The organism is Phnomibacter sp., assembly GCF_036803085.1.
Lineage (GTDB): Bacteria > Bacteroidota > Bacteroidia > Chitinophagales > Chitinophagaceae > Phnomibacter.
The window spans coordinates 897,178-915,386 of the sequence record NZ_DAIRUZ010000001.1 but is presented as its reverse complement, the minus strand read 5'-3'; the positions used below and the strand labels follow the sequence as shown (position 1 = coordinate 915,386).

The following is an 18,209-nucleotide window of genomic DNA, read 5'->3' as shown; positions in this document are numbered from 1 at the left end:
TTACCTCTGAACACAGCTATAGAATACATTTACACAAAGTGTTTTATACTACCACCGAAAATAAGGTCCGCCTACAGGAGGATGTGTTTTTATGGTAAAATGTCATTTGCAAAGTATCCGAATTCCTATGTCCCATGCTGAAAATTCTGTATGGAGAATTCTGCATTTCATTTTAAGTCTATTCTGAAGCATTTTTGAATTTATTAAAGTCATTCTTTTTTGAGGTGTGTCGCCTGCAATATAATCGAACAGAGTTTGGACTTCTTTGTCAGTGAAAGCGGTTACGGAAAATACATAGCTTGCCTTTGACTCTTCAATGCTTTCCCAAACTATAGAATGCCCTGTTTTCGCTTTAATTGGAAAAAGAAAGGAATTGTGAATAGTCTTTGATCCGTTACTATTTATGACCACCTCACCAACAGGGATGATGGGTAGATTGGGGTCGCAGTATTCGCATAGCCTTTTCAATGTATAAGAGTGAAAGACAAATGACAAATTTGTCTTATAGAATTGCTTTGTGTATTTCTTCCAATCTTGTAATCTGAAGGGTTTTATTAGTATAATTCCGAAGTTTGAAGCAGCAATTGTTAAGAAGTCTATATGGTAAAACAAAACTTCTTGATTCTCGATAGCTTTTACTATAGATCCGTAAAGTATCACTCTCAGTTTGGGAACATTATGAAACTTATAAAAGTGCTTTATCTCATTAAGATATTTTTTCGATTGAATTAGGTCTTTTCGATACAATCGTCCATTATGTTTAATGTGAATAAAACCATCACCAAAGCTTACATTATCCCATTCAGCATCGAAAATTACTTTGCCAACGTTAACAGACTGTGTGTATTGTGGAGAAAATTTAGGATTTGAGGGAGCCTCTTTTATGTTGTTCTTCTTAGTCAGAGAGGTTGTTTGTTTGTTATTAGTTAAAGCGATTTGCTTTTTGGGCTTAGCTAAGTCCATTTGCTTTTTTAATTCAACTTGTCTATTCGTAATTTCTTTATCTATTACAAGCAGCTTTCCCTTTTTTTTGGAAACCATCGTCCTAAGATTTGAAAGCTTGCTTTCTAAAGTTGAGTTTTTTGTTATTTTAATCGTCCTTTTTAATTCAGAATATTTTTTATTAAGACTGAGAAGATGGGACATTCGATTTTTTTTGTATGAGCTTTCTATTTCAGATGCTACATTCCTGTTTTTTTTATCTTGCTCGTGTTGCTCTTGCAGCCTTGCTATTTCCAATTCAAGATTGTCAATAGTATTTTGGAATGCTTGCTTTTGTTGTAACAATACATTTAGCTTTGTGTCTACTACTTTTTTTGGTGTCTGCTTTGCCATTTAGCTATAAGATAATTAAGTAAGTATTTTACCACAACTTAATGGTATCGGTGATACGTCAAATGTGTATTTGAAGACCTTCCTATTGTTTTAGTTTCCAATAGCATTCTTTGAGAAGAGTTCTAATTTGCTGCGTTTCAATTTCTCCAAGCATATAACGGAATTCATTTATTTTTCCACCAAGGTGTATAGAAGTTGCTTGTTGCGCCGACTTTATTTTTTTTGCTTTTATTACACTTTTCACAACTTAATTGAATATTACAGGGATCGTTTGCGCCAAAAAGATCCAATGGTACGATATGGTCGTAGTTGGATGTATTGAAAATATTGATTAGGCCTGTTAAGTCAGCGTTGCAGAAAACACATCGGCCTTTCTCTCTGTGATAGACAGCTTTCTTAACCCACTGTGGAATAGTAACACGTCTAATTGTTCCTTTTTTAGTTACTAAATTGATTGGAAAGCGTGTTTCTTTTATTGTTTTCGCAGCTATAGAATTAAATCTAAGAAGGAAGTCCCGATTGGCAAACAATATGTAAAAAACCTCCTCAGCCATTTTCTCGAAAAGAGCAAAGAATGCTTCGGTATTAGTTTCAAACCATTCACTTGATGATTGAATTTGCTTTAGGTTTAAACGTTTAAATTCTATTGAATACGTGTCGAAAAGAATGTACCACTTTTCTAAATCCTCTTCCTCTTCATACAGCTCAGGATTTTTCTTAAAATCTCGACGATAGAAATTAGTAGCAGTAATTACAATGTACAAGTGAAGTAATGTGTCTTTTGAGAACTTGGAAGATATTTCTATGAAATACTCTTCATTGTGGCCCCAAAAATCTACCTCTGCTTTAACAGAACTATCAATTAGGTCAGCAAGCTCATAAATTGAATTATAGTGAAACTCCTGTAGCGATTCCATAATATTGTGAACTAGTCCAAAATAGTATAAAGTGTTCAAAGATTTAACTTACATCTAATTACATAACTCTATTTCCGCTGGTTAGTTAGTCATTCTTCCCAAACACCAAAAACTTTCGCCAATACAACTTCAGGTGTTCCCTCAAAACAACGCCCGAATCATCTCATATACCGCCAGCATCATGGCTTTTTGTTCGGCGAGGTGGCCTTGCTGGGCTTCAATGTTGAGGTAGGCCATTTGCTGGTTGCCGCAGTACACACTCAGTGAGCCATCGTCGGTAACGGTGGCATTCTTTTGCAGCAGGATATTAAAGCCCCTGGCTTTCAGAAAATCAAAAATGCGTTTGTCAGTGGTGTAGAAGAAATCGTCGATATCGGCGGCTTCGTTTACATATACTTCAGCAGCATCGTTGGCATAGTCGCCACCGGGCAAATAGCTTTTGATGTGCAGGCCACCGCCATCGCTATTGTTGTGCATGGCTATCACCAGCCGGTTGCCGGCTACATACTTCCTAATAAATGCATCGGCCAGTTGTTGTGCGGCTTTGTAGCCTTTGGCGGAGTAGTGGCCATTGGCTTTGAGGGTGGCGGCCAATCCTTTGGGCGTATAAATGCGGTTGGGGTCAAACTTGTATTGTTTGCCCGCCAGCTGGTAGCTCACATAGCGGTCGCCGCTGTGCTGCCATGTAACAAAGCAACCCAGCTGCAGGCTGTCGATGAGGGCTTTGGCGGTGGCGACGGCAGTGGTTTCGTTTTCGTGTACATGCAGCCAGCTGATGCCGGCTTGGGGCTGGCCGCAGGTTTGTACAAACCGGATGCTTGTGCTGCCGAGCTGGTGGGTACTGCTGTTGGGTTGGCTATGGGCTGGAAGAGAGAGTAGCACGATGCTGGCAAGAAGGAAGTTTTTCATAAGGGGAAAGTAGTAGGTTTTTTTGAACCACGAAGGCACGAAGGAGACACGAAGGGGCACGAAGAGTTTAGGAGAGTTTGCAATTGGCAATATGCAATTTGCAAGGCAACCGTTTGACTACAGCAAACTGAGGATTGCAAACTGGAAACTGATTGTTTGAACCACGGAGACACGGAGGCAAAGAGGGGCACGAAGTGGAGTTTGCAATTTGCAGTATGCAGTTTGCAGGGCAGTCTTTCTTGCAAACTGCCTGCTTCAAACTATCCAGTAACATTTGTAGATTGAGTTCGGCATTTTTCAGGGCAGACTTTCTTGCAAATTGCAAACTGTTTACTGCCTACTGTCCACTAATAGAAGGAGATTGCTTTCAGCAGTTTGCAGGACAGTGTTACTTGCAAACTGCAAACTGCCCACTGCAAATTCTTAATTCATCTTCCGTTATTACGGGGCAAACATATAAGCCCTTACTTTTGCGGCACTATGACAACAGAACAATTGAAGGATATGAGGGACCGTGTGAGTGTCCTGAGGAGGTTTCTTTGACGTCGCTAACCGACAAGCCAAAGTAGACAACGACAAACAGTTGAGCCTCTCGCCGGGTTTTTGGGACGACAATACCCGGGCCACCGCCATTCTCAAAGAAATCAAAGCCAATGAGTTTTGGATTGATTTGTACAACCGTGTAGAAACGGCTGTGGAAGATTTTGCGGTGCTCTTCGAATTCTGGAAAGAAGGCGAGGAGAGTGAAGCCAATGTGCAGCAGGCTTTTGACGCTGCCAAAGAAGTCATCGAAGAAGCCGAATTTAAGAGTACGCTGAACCAACCGGAAGATGAACTGCCAGCCGTGCTGCAAATCAATAGCGGGGCAGGTGGTACCGAAAGCCAGGATTGGGCACAGATACTGGCCCGCATGTACAAAATGTACGGCGAAAAACAAGGCTGGACCGTGACCGAACTCGACTGGACCGATGGTGATGGTGCGGGTATCAAAACCGCCACCTTCCAGTTCGACGGGCCTTTTGCGTATGGCTTTTTGAAAGCGGAAAGCGGGGTGCATCGCCTGGTGCGTATTTCGCCCTTCGACAGCAATGCCCGCCGCCACACGTCATTCGCCAGTGTGTATGTGTACCCGCTGGTAGACGATTCCATTGAGATTGACCTGAAAGACAGCGATGTGAAAATGGAAACGAGTCGCAGTGGTGGCGCCGGTGGCCAAAACGTAAACAAGGTGGAAACCAAAGTGCAGCTCACCCATATTGCTACGGGCATCGTGGTGGTGTGTCAGCAAGACCGCAGCCAGCTGGGCAACCGTATGCTGGCCATGCAAATGCTGCGCAGTAAGCTGTACGAACTGGAGCTGCAAAAACGCAATGCGCTGAAAGACGCGGCCAATGCCAGCAAGAAAAAGATTGAGTGGGGCAGCCAGATTCGTAGCTATGTGTTCCATCCATACAAAATGATTAAGGATCACCGAACGGATTATGAAGTAGGCAACGTTGGCCCGGTAATGGACGGCGAACTCGACGGATTCATCAACGCGTATTTGATGAGTGAAAAAGAAGGAGAAACAAGTGCTTAAATGTGTGGATGTGTGATGTAAGATGTCTGATATTTTTGAATGACGTTTTACATCAGCCATCAGCTATCATACATCAAAACATCCTTATGGCTTGGCTGTATCTCATACTTGCTGCCTGTTGCGAAATTGCTTTTGCCGGTAGTTTGAAGCTCACACAAAACTTCAGCAATCTTAAATGGTCGGTCATATTTGTAACCTTCTATGTGCTGAGTATTGTGTTGCTTAACAAAGCGGTTCAGCAAATACCCATTGGCACCGCTTATGCAGTGTGGACGGGTATTGGGGCAGCAGGCACGATGATTATTGGTATACTGTATTACAAAGAGCCGGTGAGCTTTTGGCGCATGTTCTTTTTGTGTACACTCATTCTGTCGATAGTAGGACTAAAATATTTTTCGGAAACACCTGCAACCCCGGCATAACGGGCACGGATTGCAGCTAAAAAATACACACACTTTCGCACCATTGTCAAATTTTCAAATTCATCATTTTCAAAATTGCATTTATGAGCTTTGGAACTTTCTCTTATCCGATGCCGGCCAACGAACCGGTATTGCAGTATGCACCCGGTAGTAAGGAGCGTGATGCCTTACAAAAAGCACTGGCTGAGCTGAAGAAAAAAGAAGCCGACATTCCGCAATACATAGGCGGCCGTGCGGTACGCAGTGGCGATAAGCATCCCATTCATCAGCCGCATGAACGCAACCATGTGCTGGGCTACTACCATGCCGGTACCAAAGCGCATGTGCAGCAAGCTATTGATGCTGCGCTGAAAGCCAAGCCTACCTGGGAAGCCATGCCATGGGAAGAACGTGCCGCTATCTTTTTGAAAGCAGCCGATTTGCTGGCTACCAAGTATCGTTTTTACATCAATGGTACCACCATGCTGGGCCAGAGTAAAAATGCGTTTCAGGCAGAGATTGATGCTGCCTGCGAACTCATCGACTTCCTGCGTTTCAATGTGCATTTTCTGAGTGAGATTTATAAGCAGCAGCCCATCAGTGCTCCCGGCATGCACAACCGCATGGAGTGGAGAGCCCTCGAAGGTTTTGTGCTGGCGGTTACGCCGTTCAACTTTACGGCCATTGGTGGCAACCTGCCCACCAGCGCTGCCATGTGTGGCAACGTAGTGGTTTGGAAGCCTGCCAACACGCAGATTTATTCGGCGCAAATGTTCATGAAGATTTTGATGGAAGCCGGCCTGCCCGATGGTGTGATCAACCTTGTGTATGTGGATGGTCCAACCATTGGCGATGTGTGTTTCAATCATCCTGATTTTGCAGGTGTACACTTCACAGGTTCTACCGGTGTGTTCAACCACATGTGGGCTACTATTGGCGCCAATACGCCTAAGTACAAAAGCTATCCACGCATTGTAGGCGAAACAGGTGGTAAAGATTTTGTGCTGGTACATAAATCTGCAGACGTTGATGCTGTGGTAACAGCCTTGGCCCGTGGTGCGTTTGAGTATCAGGGACAAAAATGTTCTGCTGCCAGCCGTGCTTACCTGCCCAGCAATCTGGCCGACCGCATTAAAGCCAAACTGGTTGCTGAAGTAGAAACCATGAAGATGGGTACGGTAGAAGACTTTGGCAATTTTGTAAACGCCGTAATTGATGAGAAGAGTTTTGATAAACTGAAGAAATACATTGATGCAGCGAAGAAAGACCGCAAGGCCAAAATCCTCACCGGTGGCAACTGCAGCAAGAAAGATGGTTTCTTTATAGAGCCTACCATCATTGAAGTACGTGATCCGAAATACGTGACCATGTGCGAAGAACTTTTCGGCCCCGTGCTCACCATTTACACCTACAAAGCCGATGAATTTGAGAAGGCGATGGATTTGGTAGATGGTACTTCTCCATACGCATTAACCGGTGCTGTATTGGCACAAGACCGTTCGGCTATTGATGCTGCTACCAAGCGTTTGCGTCATGCTGCAGGCAACTTCTACATCAACGATAAACCAACTGGTGCCGTGGTAGGTCAGCAGCCTTTTGGTGGTGCCCGAGCCAGTGGTACCAATGATAAGGCAGGCAGCATGCTCAACCTGTATCGTTGGTTGAGTGCCCGCACCATTAAGGAAACGTACAACTCACCGGTTGACTATCGGTATCCGTTCCTGCAATCATAATTGCAATCAACATTGAATTTCAAAAGCTATCCATTCGGGTAGCTTTTTTTTGTTGGCTGTCATCCAAAGCAAAACCTCGCAGCGTATCTCTTTCAAATGTCGGATCTATGAAACAGCAACGCAGCAACCGCCGCCAATGGTTGACAAGGATTGGTTTGTCTTTATTGAGCATTACGGGCATATTGGTCGTTATTCTCGCCGTTCATATTTATGATGTAACGCACCGTGAGCAATTGCCCACCAAGCATTGGCAGATGGCCCGCATTGAGTTTGCAGCGCCACTCGATTCGCCCATCGCAGTAAAGGTGCAGGCGTATTTTCACCAGCATGCATTGGTGAAGTACAGTCATATGAATACAGAACAAGGCTGGCTGGTGTTTGCCTTCGACAATCGCAATAGTGATGCTACCAGTATTTATCAATCTATGAAAACGAAATTGCCGATGGCTACTTCTTTGTACAAGCCTTCGGCAAATGATATGGCGGGTAGTTGTCCTGTCATCGATAAATCGAGTGTCACCTACAAACTCGGTTCGTTTTTCCAGCGCATTTTTTAATACCTAACCATAATCATTAAATCCGATTCTATGAGAAAGCAAGTATTTGTGATGGCTGCAGCTGTAGCCATGCTGGCGGTAGCCTGCAAAAAAGACAGCAACGAAATGGTGGACAATAGTTTGTATGCCAAGTTGGGCGGTAGTGCCATGGTAGCCGATCCTACCAACAGTGCACAAATGATTGAGAAGGGTAGGCTGGGTTTGCGGAGTGTGGTAGACAGCAGCATTTTTGTAATTGCGGCCGACCCTAAAATGCAGCCTTTTTTTACGCCATTGCTGACTGAAGTAACAGCCGGCAATACTACCAACCTGGCTATCCTTAGTAAAAACCTGACCGACTTTTTTTGCGTAGCTACCGGTGCCAAAAACTTTACGTACAGTGGTTTGGGCATGGCCGCAGCACATGATCCTGCCCGTAATCCACGTATGGCCAAAAAAAGCACAAATGCTGATTACGATGCATTTGTAGGCGATGTAGTAATTGGTGCACAAAAGAATAAAGTACCTACCGAACTGATTCAGGAAGTTGGCAAGTTGCTGGAAACTTTGCGTTCGGTGATAGTACAGCAGTAAGCTTTTTGTATAGCAGCGTTAATACCCCCGATCCCACACAAAAGCCGGTTGCAATTGCAACCGGCTTCGTATTTATGTAGCGGTAATGGCTTACCAGGTTTTCTCGCCTTTTTTCATTTTTTCAAGTGTAGCTTCAAAATCGTCTACATTGGCGTTGCCGGTAGCTTTGGCCAGTGCAATGGTTTGCTCTTGTGCGGCAATGGCTTCTTTGCGTTTGCCCGATTTGTAGAGCAGGTTGGCATAAGTGTCATAGTAGTTGGCGTCTTTTTCAATAGCTGCTTTTTTAGCCCATTCTACGGCTTGCTCTACACAGTTCATGTCGCTGCAATGTTCGAAAATGGCCCAGGCAAAACTGTTGAGTTCTGCAGCGGGTAAATCGCTGCCAAAATGCTGCATAAATTTGGTAACGGCAGGAGCGAAGTCGTCCCAGTTACCGGTTTGCTGGTAATAAAACACCTGTGCATAGGCTGCGGTTTCTTCACCCGTTTTGCCATACTTCTTTTGCAAATCTTGCTGCAGTGTATTCCATTGAAAGGCTTTGCCCGTTGGGCTCCAAATTACGGGAAACACATCTTCCTGCAGGATGATGGCACGAACCGTGTTTTTCGTTTTTCCTTTACCCAACACTGCGTCAAATGCTTCGGAATGCTGCAGCATCAATGCAAAACCTTTATCCTGACTCGATTGAGTGAGCTTGCTCAAAAACTCAATGTTTTCTTTGGTGAGCAAATCTTGTTGTGTCGCTACATATGCATCTGCAAACACTTTTACATTGGGCATATCATACGCTTCCATGGCAGCGTTGGCCAGTGTTTTCAGTAAGGCAGGTGTTCTGTCGCCGGCGGTAAATTTTTCCTTGAGGGTAAAATATTGGGTGGCCGGATCGAGGGCTCTTTTGGCCTTGGCAATAAAAGTGGCGGCATCAGATGAGCCCACCGAACGATGTACCAGCTTGCCACTGGGATCTAAAAACAAGTAGGTGGGAAACACTTTCACTTCGTAGTTCACCATGATGTCGTGTGCAGCGGCGTACCAGGCTTTTACTTCGGCGTTGTCGTTTTTGGTGGTGTCGAGCTGCACCTTCAGGTTGATGAAATTGGGATTGAAAAATGCACCCACTTCTGGTTTTGGGAAAATGTTTTTGGCCATCATTTTGCAAGGGCCGCACCAGGTGGTAAAGGCATCCACAAAAATGTATTTGTTTTCCTTTTTGGCTTTTTCCAGCACGGCTTGCCAGGTAGTGTTGTGTTCAAACTGAATGCCGGTTTCCTGTGCCGCCAGAGAAAGGCTACATACAAAAAGCAGGGCAGTGAAGAGTTGTTTCATGTGCAATAAAATGAACCATAAAACTACGGTGCGGCTGGTTTGCAGCATCCTAAATGCTTGCAAAGATTTTGAGCACTCAAAATAGCCCGCATGCTGCTGGCAGCGTATATTTGAGTGCTGCCAATGTTGCGCAGCTACGGTTTATGAAACAAGTGTTGAACGATAAAGCCATTGCCCTCATCATTAAGCGGCTGGCTTACCAAATAGTGGAAGATCATCCTCATTGTGATGACATTGTGTTCATTGGCATACAACCCCGTGGTGTACAACTGAGTGAAAGGCTAATGGTTGAGTTGAATGCCTTGTATGGCAAGCAGGCAGCTTACGGCATACTGGACATTACTTTTTACCGCGATGATTTTCGCAAAGAAATAATGGTGCCCAATCAAACACACCTCGACATGAGCCTTGAAAACAAGGAAGTTATTTTGATTGATGATGTGCTGTACACCGGCCGCACCACCCGTGCTGCGCTGGATGCGCTGCTCGATTTTGGCCGTCCTTCAAAAGTGACCCTCTGTACCTTAATCGACCGTAAATTCAACCGCGAAATTCCCATTCAGCCCGATTACACCGGCAAAACCATCGATACCATTTTTTCTCAAAAAGTAGTGGTACACTGGAAAGAAAATGATGGGGTAGATGAAGTGCGGTTGTTGGGTTAAGCTGTTGGCTTACTATTGAGCAGGTGTGGTTTTCTCCGGTACATTTTCCAGATAAATTCACCAAACATACTGTTGGCCCAGGCAAACCATTTGCGGGTAAATTTCGTGGGATCGTCTTTGTGAAAACTCTCATGCATGAAGCCCGTTCCTGCGTGTGTTTTCTGTAGCAGGTCGAGGCATTTTTTCATCTCCGTTTCATCTGTACTGGTGAGGCCGCGTACAATGATGCTCATGGGCCAAATCATATCTAAGCCGGTATGCGGACTGCCAATGCCTTCGGCGGCTGTGCCCGAAAAGTAAAATGGATTGGATGCCGACAAGCAATATTTACGGCTATTGTCCCACACGGTTTGGCGGGTGCTGGCAAACATGTTTTCGCCGAGGTATGGAATGCTGAGCAAGCTGGGCATGTTTGCATCATCCATCAGGTTGCAACTACCGAGGCCATTGGTTTCATATACCCAAATATTGCCAAAGGTTTGGGTAAAGACGATGGCGCTATCCCAGAGCACTTTTGCCAATGAATTGCCCATTTCAAAAGACTGACGGGCCAGCTCTTCATCACCAATGGCTTTGGCAATATCATTGAGCCACTCTAGTGCAAAAACTGCAAACCAGTTGGAGGGAATAAGGTATGGGAAAATGGTAGCATCGTCGCTGGGGCGAAACATAGAGCAAATCAAACCATTGGGTTTTGCCGGATAACCATAGCCGCCCAGCGGTACGCCATCGGTAGCCCAGGAGGTTGTCCGCTGAAATGAATATGGCCCCTTGCCTTCGAAGCGTTGCTGTTCTTTGAATGTCTGTATCACCAGCCTCATAGCTTGCCGCCAATCGGCATCAAAGGCGGTTAAATCACCGGTTTGTTGCCAGTAGCCGTATGCCAACCGAATAGGGTAGCAAAGGCTGTCTATTTCCCACTTGCGTTCGTGTATGCCGGGTTGCATTTTGGTGAGGTCGCTTTTCCATTCACTCACCTTATTCATGTCTTTAAAAAATGCGTTGGCATAGGGGTCGAGCAATATGCATTTTGTTTGCCGGTGAATGACACCCTTAATGAGCATTTGTAAGTTGGGATCTTCTTTCAGCAAGGGCAGGTAAGGCCACACTTGTGCCGAACTGTCTCTCAACCACATGGCATCAATATCACCGGTGATTACATAGGTGTCTGGCTTGCCATTGATCATTTCAAATTCCACGGTAGTATCCAGCGTATTGGGAAAGCAGTTGTGAAATAACCAACCGAGTTCTTTATTGCTGCTGTTTTTTTGTACTGCTTCAATTACTTTTTCTACTGCTTCACTGGTAAAGTGCCGGGCACCCCTTGCTACCCGCACTTCAGCAAAATCATTGCTTTGCCCAAAGCCATATTTCGATACAATAAATGCTGCGCCGGTTAGTGTTGATTGCTGTAAAAAAGTACGCCGTTTCATGCTGCTGTGTTTCTGTGATCAATGCAAACGTGTATCACGCTAATACATTGTAAAAGAACGAACTAAAGCGGAATAGCGTATGCAATGCTTCTGCACAATCATTTGAATGGCGCAGAAAAAAAGTAGCAGAAAAAAACAAAAAACGCAGAATGATTTTTGGGTGGAATATATCTGACGCCTATTTTTGCGCTCCAATTACGGATTGACCCATGGTGTAACGGTAGCACTACAGATTTTGGTTCTGTCTGTTAAGGTTCGAATCCTTATGGGTCAACACAGAAAAGTCAGCATTTTTGCTGACTTTTTTTATGCCGCATATTTTCCTTATTGGCATAAAAAAAGAACCCAGCAGTGTTGCTGGGTTCTCGGTTTCAATTAAAGGTGTGATTATTAATTGATCTTGGTGAGTTTTAATTGGTGGCTGAATCCTTCGCCAATAACCTGAATGTTATATTCACCAGAAGCAAGTTCTGCAACATTCAAATCTTGCTGGTTGATGCCTTTGATAAATTGAGTATTAATCTGGCGTACCATTTTACCGCTGAGGTCACGGATGATAATGCTACCCTTACCAGGCGCATCAACATCAACCACAACTTTTGTGATGGCTTTTACAGGATTGGGGAAGAGTTGAACAGGTGTACTTTTCTTTACATTGTTCAGGTTCTTTACATTACTATAAGTAAGTTCTCCATTCTTATCAGTTTGCTTAATGCGGTAGTACACAAGGTTTACACCCAGTTTGCTAATGTTTGCATCAGTGAGTTCGTAAGTATTTACACTCTTGCCATTACCTTTTGCATCTACTTTGGCAAATGATTTGAATACACGGCCATCCACACTGCGTTCCACTTCAAAGTGACGGTTGTTTTCATCGCTTTCAACTGTCCAGTTCAGTTTGGCATCATTGCCATTCTTCAGGGCGAAGAAAGAGAGGAATTTAACGGGGAGTACAATATTAAGTGGTACGAATGAGTAGGCTGAAAATGAACCTCCTGATACCGCTCCATTACCATAAACAATTGCAGTTTCGCTTGTACGGTTGGTGCCGCCTACTTCAAGTACAGTGTAAGAAATTGTATTCGCCCCACCATCTGGCAAACTAACTAGTCTAAGCTCGGATGGAAGATTGCCGGGGTATCCAAACTGTATTTCACAGAATTCAAGCTCAGTATTCGCTGGAAGAGTATTAGTAATTGTACCTACATAGGCGTTATAGAAATTAAATACCAAATAGTTTGAACCTGAGATATTTTCAGTAGTTACTGGCATCGCTGTATGCCCCATATGTGCAAAGGGGGCTGCCATAGTTAGGTTAGCTGATGGTATTGGTGTAACCGAAGCTGGCAAAGTAAAAGTAATCAGAGACTGTGAAATAACTCCAGTGATTTCTCCAGTCGCCCTAATAAAAACTTTGGCAGAGCTTGAGTTTGAACCAGGCTTAATCGTATAGCTCACGTATTGGCTCCAAGCTCCGAGTGAGATGAGCGACGCAATAAGAAGGGATAAAAAATATTTGTTCATATACTGAATTGTGAGAATGAATGGATAGAGGATTAACTACGCGTCAGAATTTATTAGTTAGGCAATACTTGGGTTTTGGCAGGGGAAGGACTTGGAACACCACCTAAAACTGTAGACAATAAGAAAGACCTATCAGGAGTTAATCCTAAATAATCAACAGTTCTATTCATGTTCAAATCACCCAAACCGTATGTGAAATAATCAGCTCCAGTCGATAAGATTCTTGAAGGAGTTGGAGAACCACCAGCATTTCCCATCAAAGTTAATACTTGAGCCCTATCTGTATTCAAGCCCAAATAATTGGATGAAGTATTCAGGAATGCGTTGCCAGCAAGAAGAAGATTTTTGCCAGAAGTGACACTATAATTGTTTGATGCACTACCAAATAAACTACCAGCAGCTGCGGTTGATAAATCGTTATTAGTATTCGCTAAAGAAAGAGCCACAGGTATTGCTGGATTCGTACTTAAGCCCAAATGGTTTCTGTGTCGTAAAGAGATAGCATAATTACCAGCATCAATATTTTTAAAATATACAGGACTCAATCCATCGATATCAACTATGTCACCATCCACTTGAATTAAAGCAGATCTGGTTTGTACTACAGGTGCTACAGTTGGAGAAGAAATAGAACGAAGCTCAACAAAAACCCAATCAACAATATTATTTTGTGAATTGGCTTGGTCATTCAGTACAGCACTTGAAGTTAAGGTTTCAGGTACACTGTTTGCTACGTGAACAAAAGCAGTACTAAGGCTTGCATTTCTGTAGGGATCAGAAGTTGGTAAAATATTAGAAGCTGGTAACGTGCCAGGACTGTAAGTACCGGTTGAATTGCGATAGCGATCTCTCATCAAACCAGTATTTACATCAAACGCTCCCTGCAAAAATGCTTTAGGGCTTACCAACACAAACCTGTTCATAGCATACAAATCACCCGTATTGGTAGGTACAGCAGCGGTTACTGTGTTAGCAGCATTGTCTTGTGCTGAACCAAGGGCCCATGTAGAACCATTATAAGTCATAGCCCGAAGGTCAGCTTCGGTACCCGTTACATCAGAAGGATCAACGTAGGTACCAACTGCTGTTACCGTTGCACCTGCTACACCACTTCTGTTCAAAGACCAATAATTATTCAAGAAGTCTGTTGACCGTGGGTGCTTGGCAGGGTGGCCGCCGTTGATTGCACGGCCGGCAACAAATGCACTGGTATAAGTACCACCTGTCAACTGATATTGAAGAGGTGTATAATCGCTACCAACGCCGAGGGGAAGGGTTACTGAACCGGCAGCAGTCAATTCTTTGCGGAGTTCGCCAGTGCCATTGGTTTCAACAAACTTACCAGCAGCAGCACCTGTAAACGATCCGGCACTAGATACAGTAAGGTTATTGGCTCCCAACTGAAGTTTACCATTGGTGAAAGTTAGCACCCCCTCAACACGACCTGCACCACCCAGCGCTACATGGGAGGCGTTGTCAATTTCAAGATTTGGAACACTGAAACCGTTGAGATTCAGGTTTTGGAGTGCAGTGCCTTTCATGAGCAGCTTGCCTGTACCGGTTATATTGGCACTGGCTGTTACATCGCCCTGTACTGTTACAGTAGCGCCTGCATCAATGAAAAATGTGGCACCATTTTGTACCACAAGCTGTGCTTGTGCGGAAAGTGAGAGTAATGTTACTCCGATGGTGATCAATTGTTTCATAATCAGTCGTTGAGATATTTTCATTCTAAAGATACTGTGAACATTTGGAAAAGAAGATGAGTTTTTAACAAAACTGTTGAAATGTTTATTAAATGGTGTTCCTCATGCATTAATCCAATGATTTCGTGGCAAATATGCAATCATTATGCCACACTTTATATCACATTTTAAAGTGATTTTTTGTAGAATTTGTACGCTTTTTTTTCTCACCACTGTAATATTTCGCAACGGGGGTTAACCTTTTTTCTTCACCTTTGCCCACCTAAAAACGGAAGCTCGAATGGCATTAGAAATCAAAGTTCCATCGGTTGGCGAAAGCATTAATGAAGTTACCCTGGTAAAATGGCTGAAGGCCGACGGTGCCTGGGTAGAACGAGATGAAGTATTGGCTGAACTGGAAAGTGAAAAAGCCACCTTTGAAATCAATGCCGAACAGGCAGGTGTGCTCAAGCACATTGCCAAAGAAAACGACACCTTACTGATTGGCGACATCGCTTGTTCTATAGATACTACTGCTGAGCGTCCTGCAGGTGCCGAAGTGCCCGCTGCTGCACCAGCTGCCAAAGATGCTGCGCCGGCAACCCAAACCTCAGAACCTGCAAAGCCTGCAGCTGATGTAAAAGCTACTCCTGTAGCTGCTGCCATTATCGCCGATAAGCAGGTGAACCCTGCCAACGTGGTACCCTCTGGCGCCAATGGCAAAATTTACAAGCAAGATGTACTGGCTGCATTGCAAAATCCCGGACGGGCTCCGCAAACAGTAGCTTTTGGCCGCAACGACCGCCCCGAAAAAATGAGTAACCTCCGCAAAACGGTCAGCCGCCGGTTGGTGGAAGCAAAGAATACCACGGCTATGCTCACCACGTTCAACGAGGTGGACATGACCCGCATCATGGAACTGCGCAAGTTGTATAAAGACGGTTTCTCCAAAACACATGGCGTCAACCTGGGCTTCATGAGCTTTTTCACCAAGGCTTGTAGTTATGCTTTGCAAGAATGGCCTGCTGTAAATGCCTATATCGATGGCGATCAGATTATTTACCACGACTACTGTGATATTTCTATTGCCGTGAGTGCCCCTAAAGGTTTGGTGGTGCCCGTAATCCGCAATGCGGAAAGCCTGAGCATGGCCGATATTGAAAAGAAAGTAGTGGAACTGGCTACCAAGGCCCGTGAGAATAAACTGACCATAGAGGAAATGACTGGCGGCACTTTCACCATTACCAACGGTGGTGTGTTTGGCAGCCTCATGAGTACGCCCATCATCAACATTCCACAGAGTGCTATTTTGGGCATGCACAAAATTCAGGAACGCCCAATGGCTATTAATGGCAAGGTAGAAATCCGCCCCATGATGTACCTGGCACTGAGCTACGATCACCGCATTATCGACGGTCGTGAGTCCGTGAGTTTTTTGGTACGGGTAAAAGAACTACTGGAAAATCCCGAGTTGTTGCTGTTTGGCAAAGACCCGGTAAAGACTTTGCTCGAACTCTGATTGAATCATCTTTTTATACAATGCCGGAAGATCTCCGGCATTTTTTTATACCTATGAGCCGATACCATAGCTACTGGCAAAGCGCCACTAAAGTGATTGAAAAGTACGATGGCAAAACTCCCTTGGCCATTCATTTGAAGCAGTTTTTTGCTGCTAACAAACAAATGGGCAGCAAAGACCGAAGAACGGTGCAGCAATTGGTGTATCAGTTTTATCGATTGGGAAAATGGCCGGAGCCTCTGAGTGTAGCCGATCGCATTTTGCTGGCAGCACAATGCATGCCTGCCCAAAATGAAGCGTGGCTGCAAGGGGTAGAAAAAGTGCCTGCAACAGCAGTTACAGAACAATTTACTGCAGAGCAATGGTTGAATATTTTTCCCAACGAACCTGCTGTGAGCAATGGCATAACTGCAGCAGCGTTAGCACAATCCATGCTCCGTCAACCACATTTATTTGTGAGGGTAAGGCCTGGCTTTCAGGGCAAGGTAAAGGCTGCTCTGGAAAAGCATGGCATTGAAGCCGTGTGGCTAAGTAGTGAAACAATACAACTGCCCAATGGCGCCAAGCTGGATGATGTGTTGAAACTCAATCAACAGGTAGTGGTGCAGGATTACAGCAGCCAGCGAACAGGTCAAATCATTGCCAAATATTGGCCATCAAAAGGGGAGAAGCATGTACTGGCTTGGGATTGTTGTGCGGCTAGTGGTGGCAAGTCCATTATGCTGTACGACCAACTTTCGCCGGTTACACTTACCGTGTCGGATATCAGGGATAGCATTATCAGCAATTTGAAAGCCCGTTTTGCTGAAGCAGGCATGCGTAACTATCAGGTATTTGTGGCCGATGTTGCAGCGCCATTGGCAGAGCATTTACACGACAAATTTGATGTGGTAATTGCCGATGTACCCTGCAGTGGCAGTGGTACCTGGGCCCGTACGCCAGAGCAATTGTATTTCTTTCAGCCTGGTCAGGAATTGCAGTTTCAGCAAAAGCAAAAAGCCATTGCCGGCAATGTGCTGCAAGCCATAAAGCCCGGTGGTTTGCTAGTGTACATTACCTGTTCGGTATTTGAGGCTGAAAACGAAGCTGTGGTAGAAAGCATAGCTGCAAAATCTGGCATACAGTTGCTACACAGCGAACTCATCAACGGCATCGAACATCAGGCCGACAGTATGTTTATTGCGGTATTGAGGAAAGGAAAATAGTTGGGATGTTCACATGTAAGCCAACCCTTTCGTCGTTTGTTACTTGTGATCGATGTAGGTCAATACTACCCGATAGCTGCCATCTTCCCAATAACCGGCTCTCGAATCGGGCGGGGGCACAGGTGGCTGCCAAACTTTGTGGTCAAAGTTTTTATATACCAAGCCAACGCCTTCTGCATATACTTCTATGCTGTAATTCCATTGTTTGTAAAAAGATTTATTGAAAGGCCCTTCCGGCAACACTTCATCTCGTTGTAAAACAGTAATGGTGTTGGGAAATGTTTTACCCCCTACGGTAAATGGCTGTCCAACGTTTTGATAGGTGTATTCCCAATCAGCTAAATATCGAACGGGAGAATTGATAGAAGTTGCATCAATAAAGCTGTTGCCCTTCCACACGAATCCTTCCTGAATGGGAAACCGCAACTTCATAAATCGAAGGTTGTTTTCATTCCATTCAACCCAATCTTCGCCAACAGGCGTGGCCGAAAAAGTATTGTTGGGAACATAAGCACTGGTACCTGGCAAATTGTTGATGCTGCGAAATACCCGCCATGCTTTGCGGCCGAGGTTATCGGTAAATTGCGCATCGTATGTATCTCTAACCCTATAACTACGTACTGTAGTGTCGGCACCAAATTGGGTAGGCAGCGTACTGTCGATTCTGTAAGTGATGTACTTGCCTGCCTGCATGGGAAAATAATCGGCGAGTGCCGGACTGTTCATGTCGATGTTCTTGCTGCCGCAGCTACTGATAGCCATGGTGCCCAGCAAAAACATCAACAATATAAAGCAGTTAGTTTTCATGCAGTGAGGTATAAACGCTGGCACAAGTCTATTTGTTATTG

16 protein-coding genes and 1 tRNA gene are annotated in these 18,209 nt (G+C 44.5%); 9 read left to right on the top strand and 8 right to left on the bottom strand.

All coding sequences use genetic code 11. The features are described 5' to 3' along the window. Nucleotides 1-102: 102 nt before the first annotated feature. From V7Q13_RS03900 to V7Q13_RS03890, 3 genes are all read right to left on the bottom strand, one after another. The gene (locus V7Q13_RS03900; RefSeq protein ID WP_333799365.1) at nt 103-1,335 is read right to left on the bottom strand and encodes a hypothetical protein; all 1,233 of its coding nucleotides are present in this window, start codon (nt 1,333-1,335) and stop codon (nt 103-105) included. Between the two features lie 164 nt (nt 1,336-1,499). Further along, a complete protein-coding gene (locus tag V7Q13_RS03895) occupies nt 1,500-2,252 on the bottom strand; it encodes an HNH endonuclease (protein WP_333799364.1) in 753 nt (250 codons plus the stop codon). 141 nt (nt 2,253-2,393) lie between these two features. After that, on the bottom strand, nt 2,394-3,161 hold the full coding sequence (locus tag V7Q13_RS03890) for a hypothetical protein (protein ID WP_333799363.1): 768 nt from the start codon (nt 3,159-3,161) through the stop codon (nt 2,394-2,396). Nucleotides 3,162-3,641: 480 nt separating this feature from the next. Here V7Q13_RS03890 and prfB point away from each other — a divergent pair. The 5 genes from prfB to V7Q13_RS03865 all read left to right on the top strand — a co-directional run bounded on the left by prfB (nt 3,642) and on the right by V7Q13_RS03865 (nt 8,004). Continuing rightward, nucleotides 3,642-4,740, top strand: a protein-coding gene (prfB, locus tag V7Q13_RS03885) for a peptide chain release factor 2 (protein WP_442958250.1) whose coding sequence is annotated in 2 segments (ribosomal slippage) — nt 3,642-3,689 and nt 3,691-4,740 — 1,098 coding nt in all. Because the reading frame shifts where the segments join, the coding sequence is not laid out codon by codon here. An 86-nt stretch (nt 4,741-4,826) separates the two neighbouring features. Next, nucleotides 4,827-5,162, top strand: a complete 336-nt coding sequence (locus V7Q13_RS03880) for a DMT family transporter (protein WP_333799361.1) — start codon at nt 4,827-4,829, stop codon at nt 5,160-5,162. 83 nt (nt 5,163-5,245) lie between these two features. Next, nucleotides 5,246-6,874 (top strand): L-glutamate gamma-semialdehyde dehydrogenase, encoded by a 1,629-nt coding sequence (gene pruA, locus V7Q13_RS03875; protein WP_333799360.1) that lies wholly within the window; start codon nt 5,246-5,248, stop codon nt 6,872-6,874. A 107-nt stretch (nt 6,875-6,981) separates the two neighbouring features. Continuing rightward, entirely contained in the window at nt 6,982-7,431 is a 450-nt protein-coding gene (locus V7Q13_RS03870; protein WP_333799359.1) for a hypothetical protein, read from the top strand. Between the two features lie 30 nt (nt 7,432-7,461). Then, nucleotides 7,462-8,004 carry a group 1 truncated hemoglobin gene (locus V7Q13_RS03865; RefSeq protein WP_333799358.1) on the top strand — a complete coding sequence of 181 codons (543 nt, stop codon included), beginning with the start codon at nt 7,462-7,464 and terminating at the stop codon, nt 8,002-8,004. A gap of 90 nt (nt 8,005-8,094) precedes the next feature. Here V7Q13_RS03865 and V7Q13_RS03860 read toward each other — a convergent pair whose 3' ends face one another. Next, a complete protein-coding gene (locus V7Q13_RS03860) occupies nt 8,095-9,330 on the bottom strand; it encodes a thioredoxin family protein (protein ID WP_333799357.1) in 1,236 nt (411 codons plus the stop codon). A 53-nt stretch (nt 9,331-9,383) separates the two neighbouring features. Here V7Q13_RS03860 and pyrR point away from each other — a divergent pair, with 53 nt between their 5' ends. Further along, nucleotides 9,384-9,995 carry a bifunctional pyr operon transcriptional regulator/uracil phosphoribosyltransferase PyrR gene (gene pyrR, locus V7Q13_RS03855; protein ID WP_333799356.1) on the top strand — a complete coding sequence of 204 codons (612 nt, stop codon included), beginning with the start codon at nt 9,384-9,386 and terminating at the stop codon, nt 9,993-9,995. On the opposite strand, the gene V7Q13_RS03850 is transcribed toward pyrR, so the two are convergent. Then, a complete protein-coding gene (locus V7Q13_RS03850) occupies nt 9,992-11,428 on the bottom strand; it encodes a glycoside hydrolase family 125 protein (RefSeq protein WP_333799355.1) in 1,437 nt (478 codons plus the stop codon). The two genes, pyrR and V7Q13_RS03850, sit on opposite strands and share 4 nt — an antisense overlap. A 203-nt stretch (nt 11,429-11,631) precedes the next feature. On the opposite strand from V7Q13_RS03850, the gene V7Q13_RS03845 reads away from it, so the two are divergent. Beyond that, nucleotides 11,632-11,702, top strand: a tRNA-Gln gene (locus tag V7Q13_RS03845). Between the two features lie 116 nt (nt 11,703-11,818). Here the strand turns inward: V7Q13_RS03845 and V7Q13_RS03840 are convergent. Together V7Q13_RS03840 and V7Q13_RS03835 are read right to left on the bottom strand one after the other, a co-directional pair. Next, a complete protein-coding gene (locus tag V7Q13_RS03840) occupies nt 11,819-12,952 on the bottom strand; it encodes a T9SS type A sorting domain-containing protein (RefSeq protein ID WP_333799354.1) in 1,134 nt (377 codons plus the stop codon). Nucleotides 12,953-13,005: 53 nt separating this feature from the next. Beyond that, nucleotides 13,006-14,658: a hypothetical protein gene (locus V7Q13_RS03835; protein WP_333799353.1), complete on the bottom strand. Its 1,653-nt coding sequence runs from the start codon at nt 14,656-14,658 to the stop codon at nt 13,006-13,008. 280 nt (nt 14,659-14,938) lie between these two features. On the opposite strand from V7Q13_RS03835, the gene odhB reads away from it, so the two are divergent. Both odhB and V7Q13_RS03825 read left to right on the top strand, forming a co-directional pair. Continuing rightward, nucleotides 14,939-16,156: a 2-oxoglutarate dehydrogenase complex dihydrolipoyllysine-residue succinyltransferase gene (gene odhB / locus V7Q13_RS03830; protein ID WP_333799352.1), complete on the top strand. Its 1,218-nt coding sequence runs from the start codon at nt 14,939-14,941 to the stop codon at nt 16,154-16,156. A 20-nt stretch (nt 16,157-16,176) separates the two neighbouring features. After that, nucleotides 16,177-17,361 carry a methyltransferase domain-containing protein gene (locus tag V7Q13_RS03825; RefSeq protein ID WP_333799351.1) on the top strand — a complete coding sequence of 395 codons (1,185 nt, stop codon included), beginning with the start codon at nt 16,177-16,179 and terminating at the stop codon, nt 17,359-17,361. 39 nt (nt 17,362-17,400) lie between these two features. On the opposite strand, the gene V7Q13_RS03820 is transcribed toward V7Q13_RS03825, so the two are convergent. Then, nucleotides 17,401-18,168, bottom strand: coding sequence for a hypothetical protein (locus V7Q13_RS03820; protein ID WP_333799350.1), 768 nt, complete (start codon nt 18,166-18,168; stop codon nt 17,401-17,403). Nucleotides 18,169-18,209 lie beyond the last annotated feature (41 nt).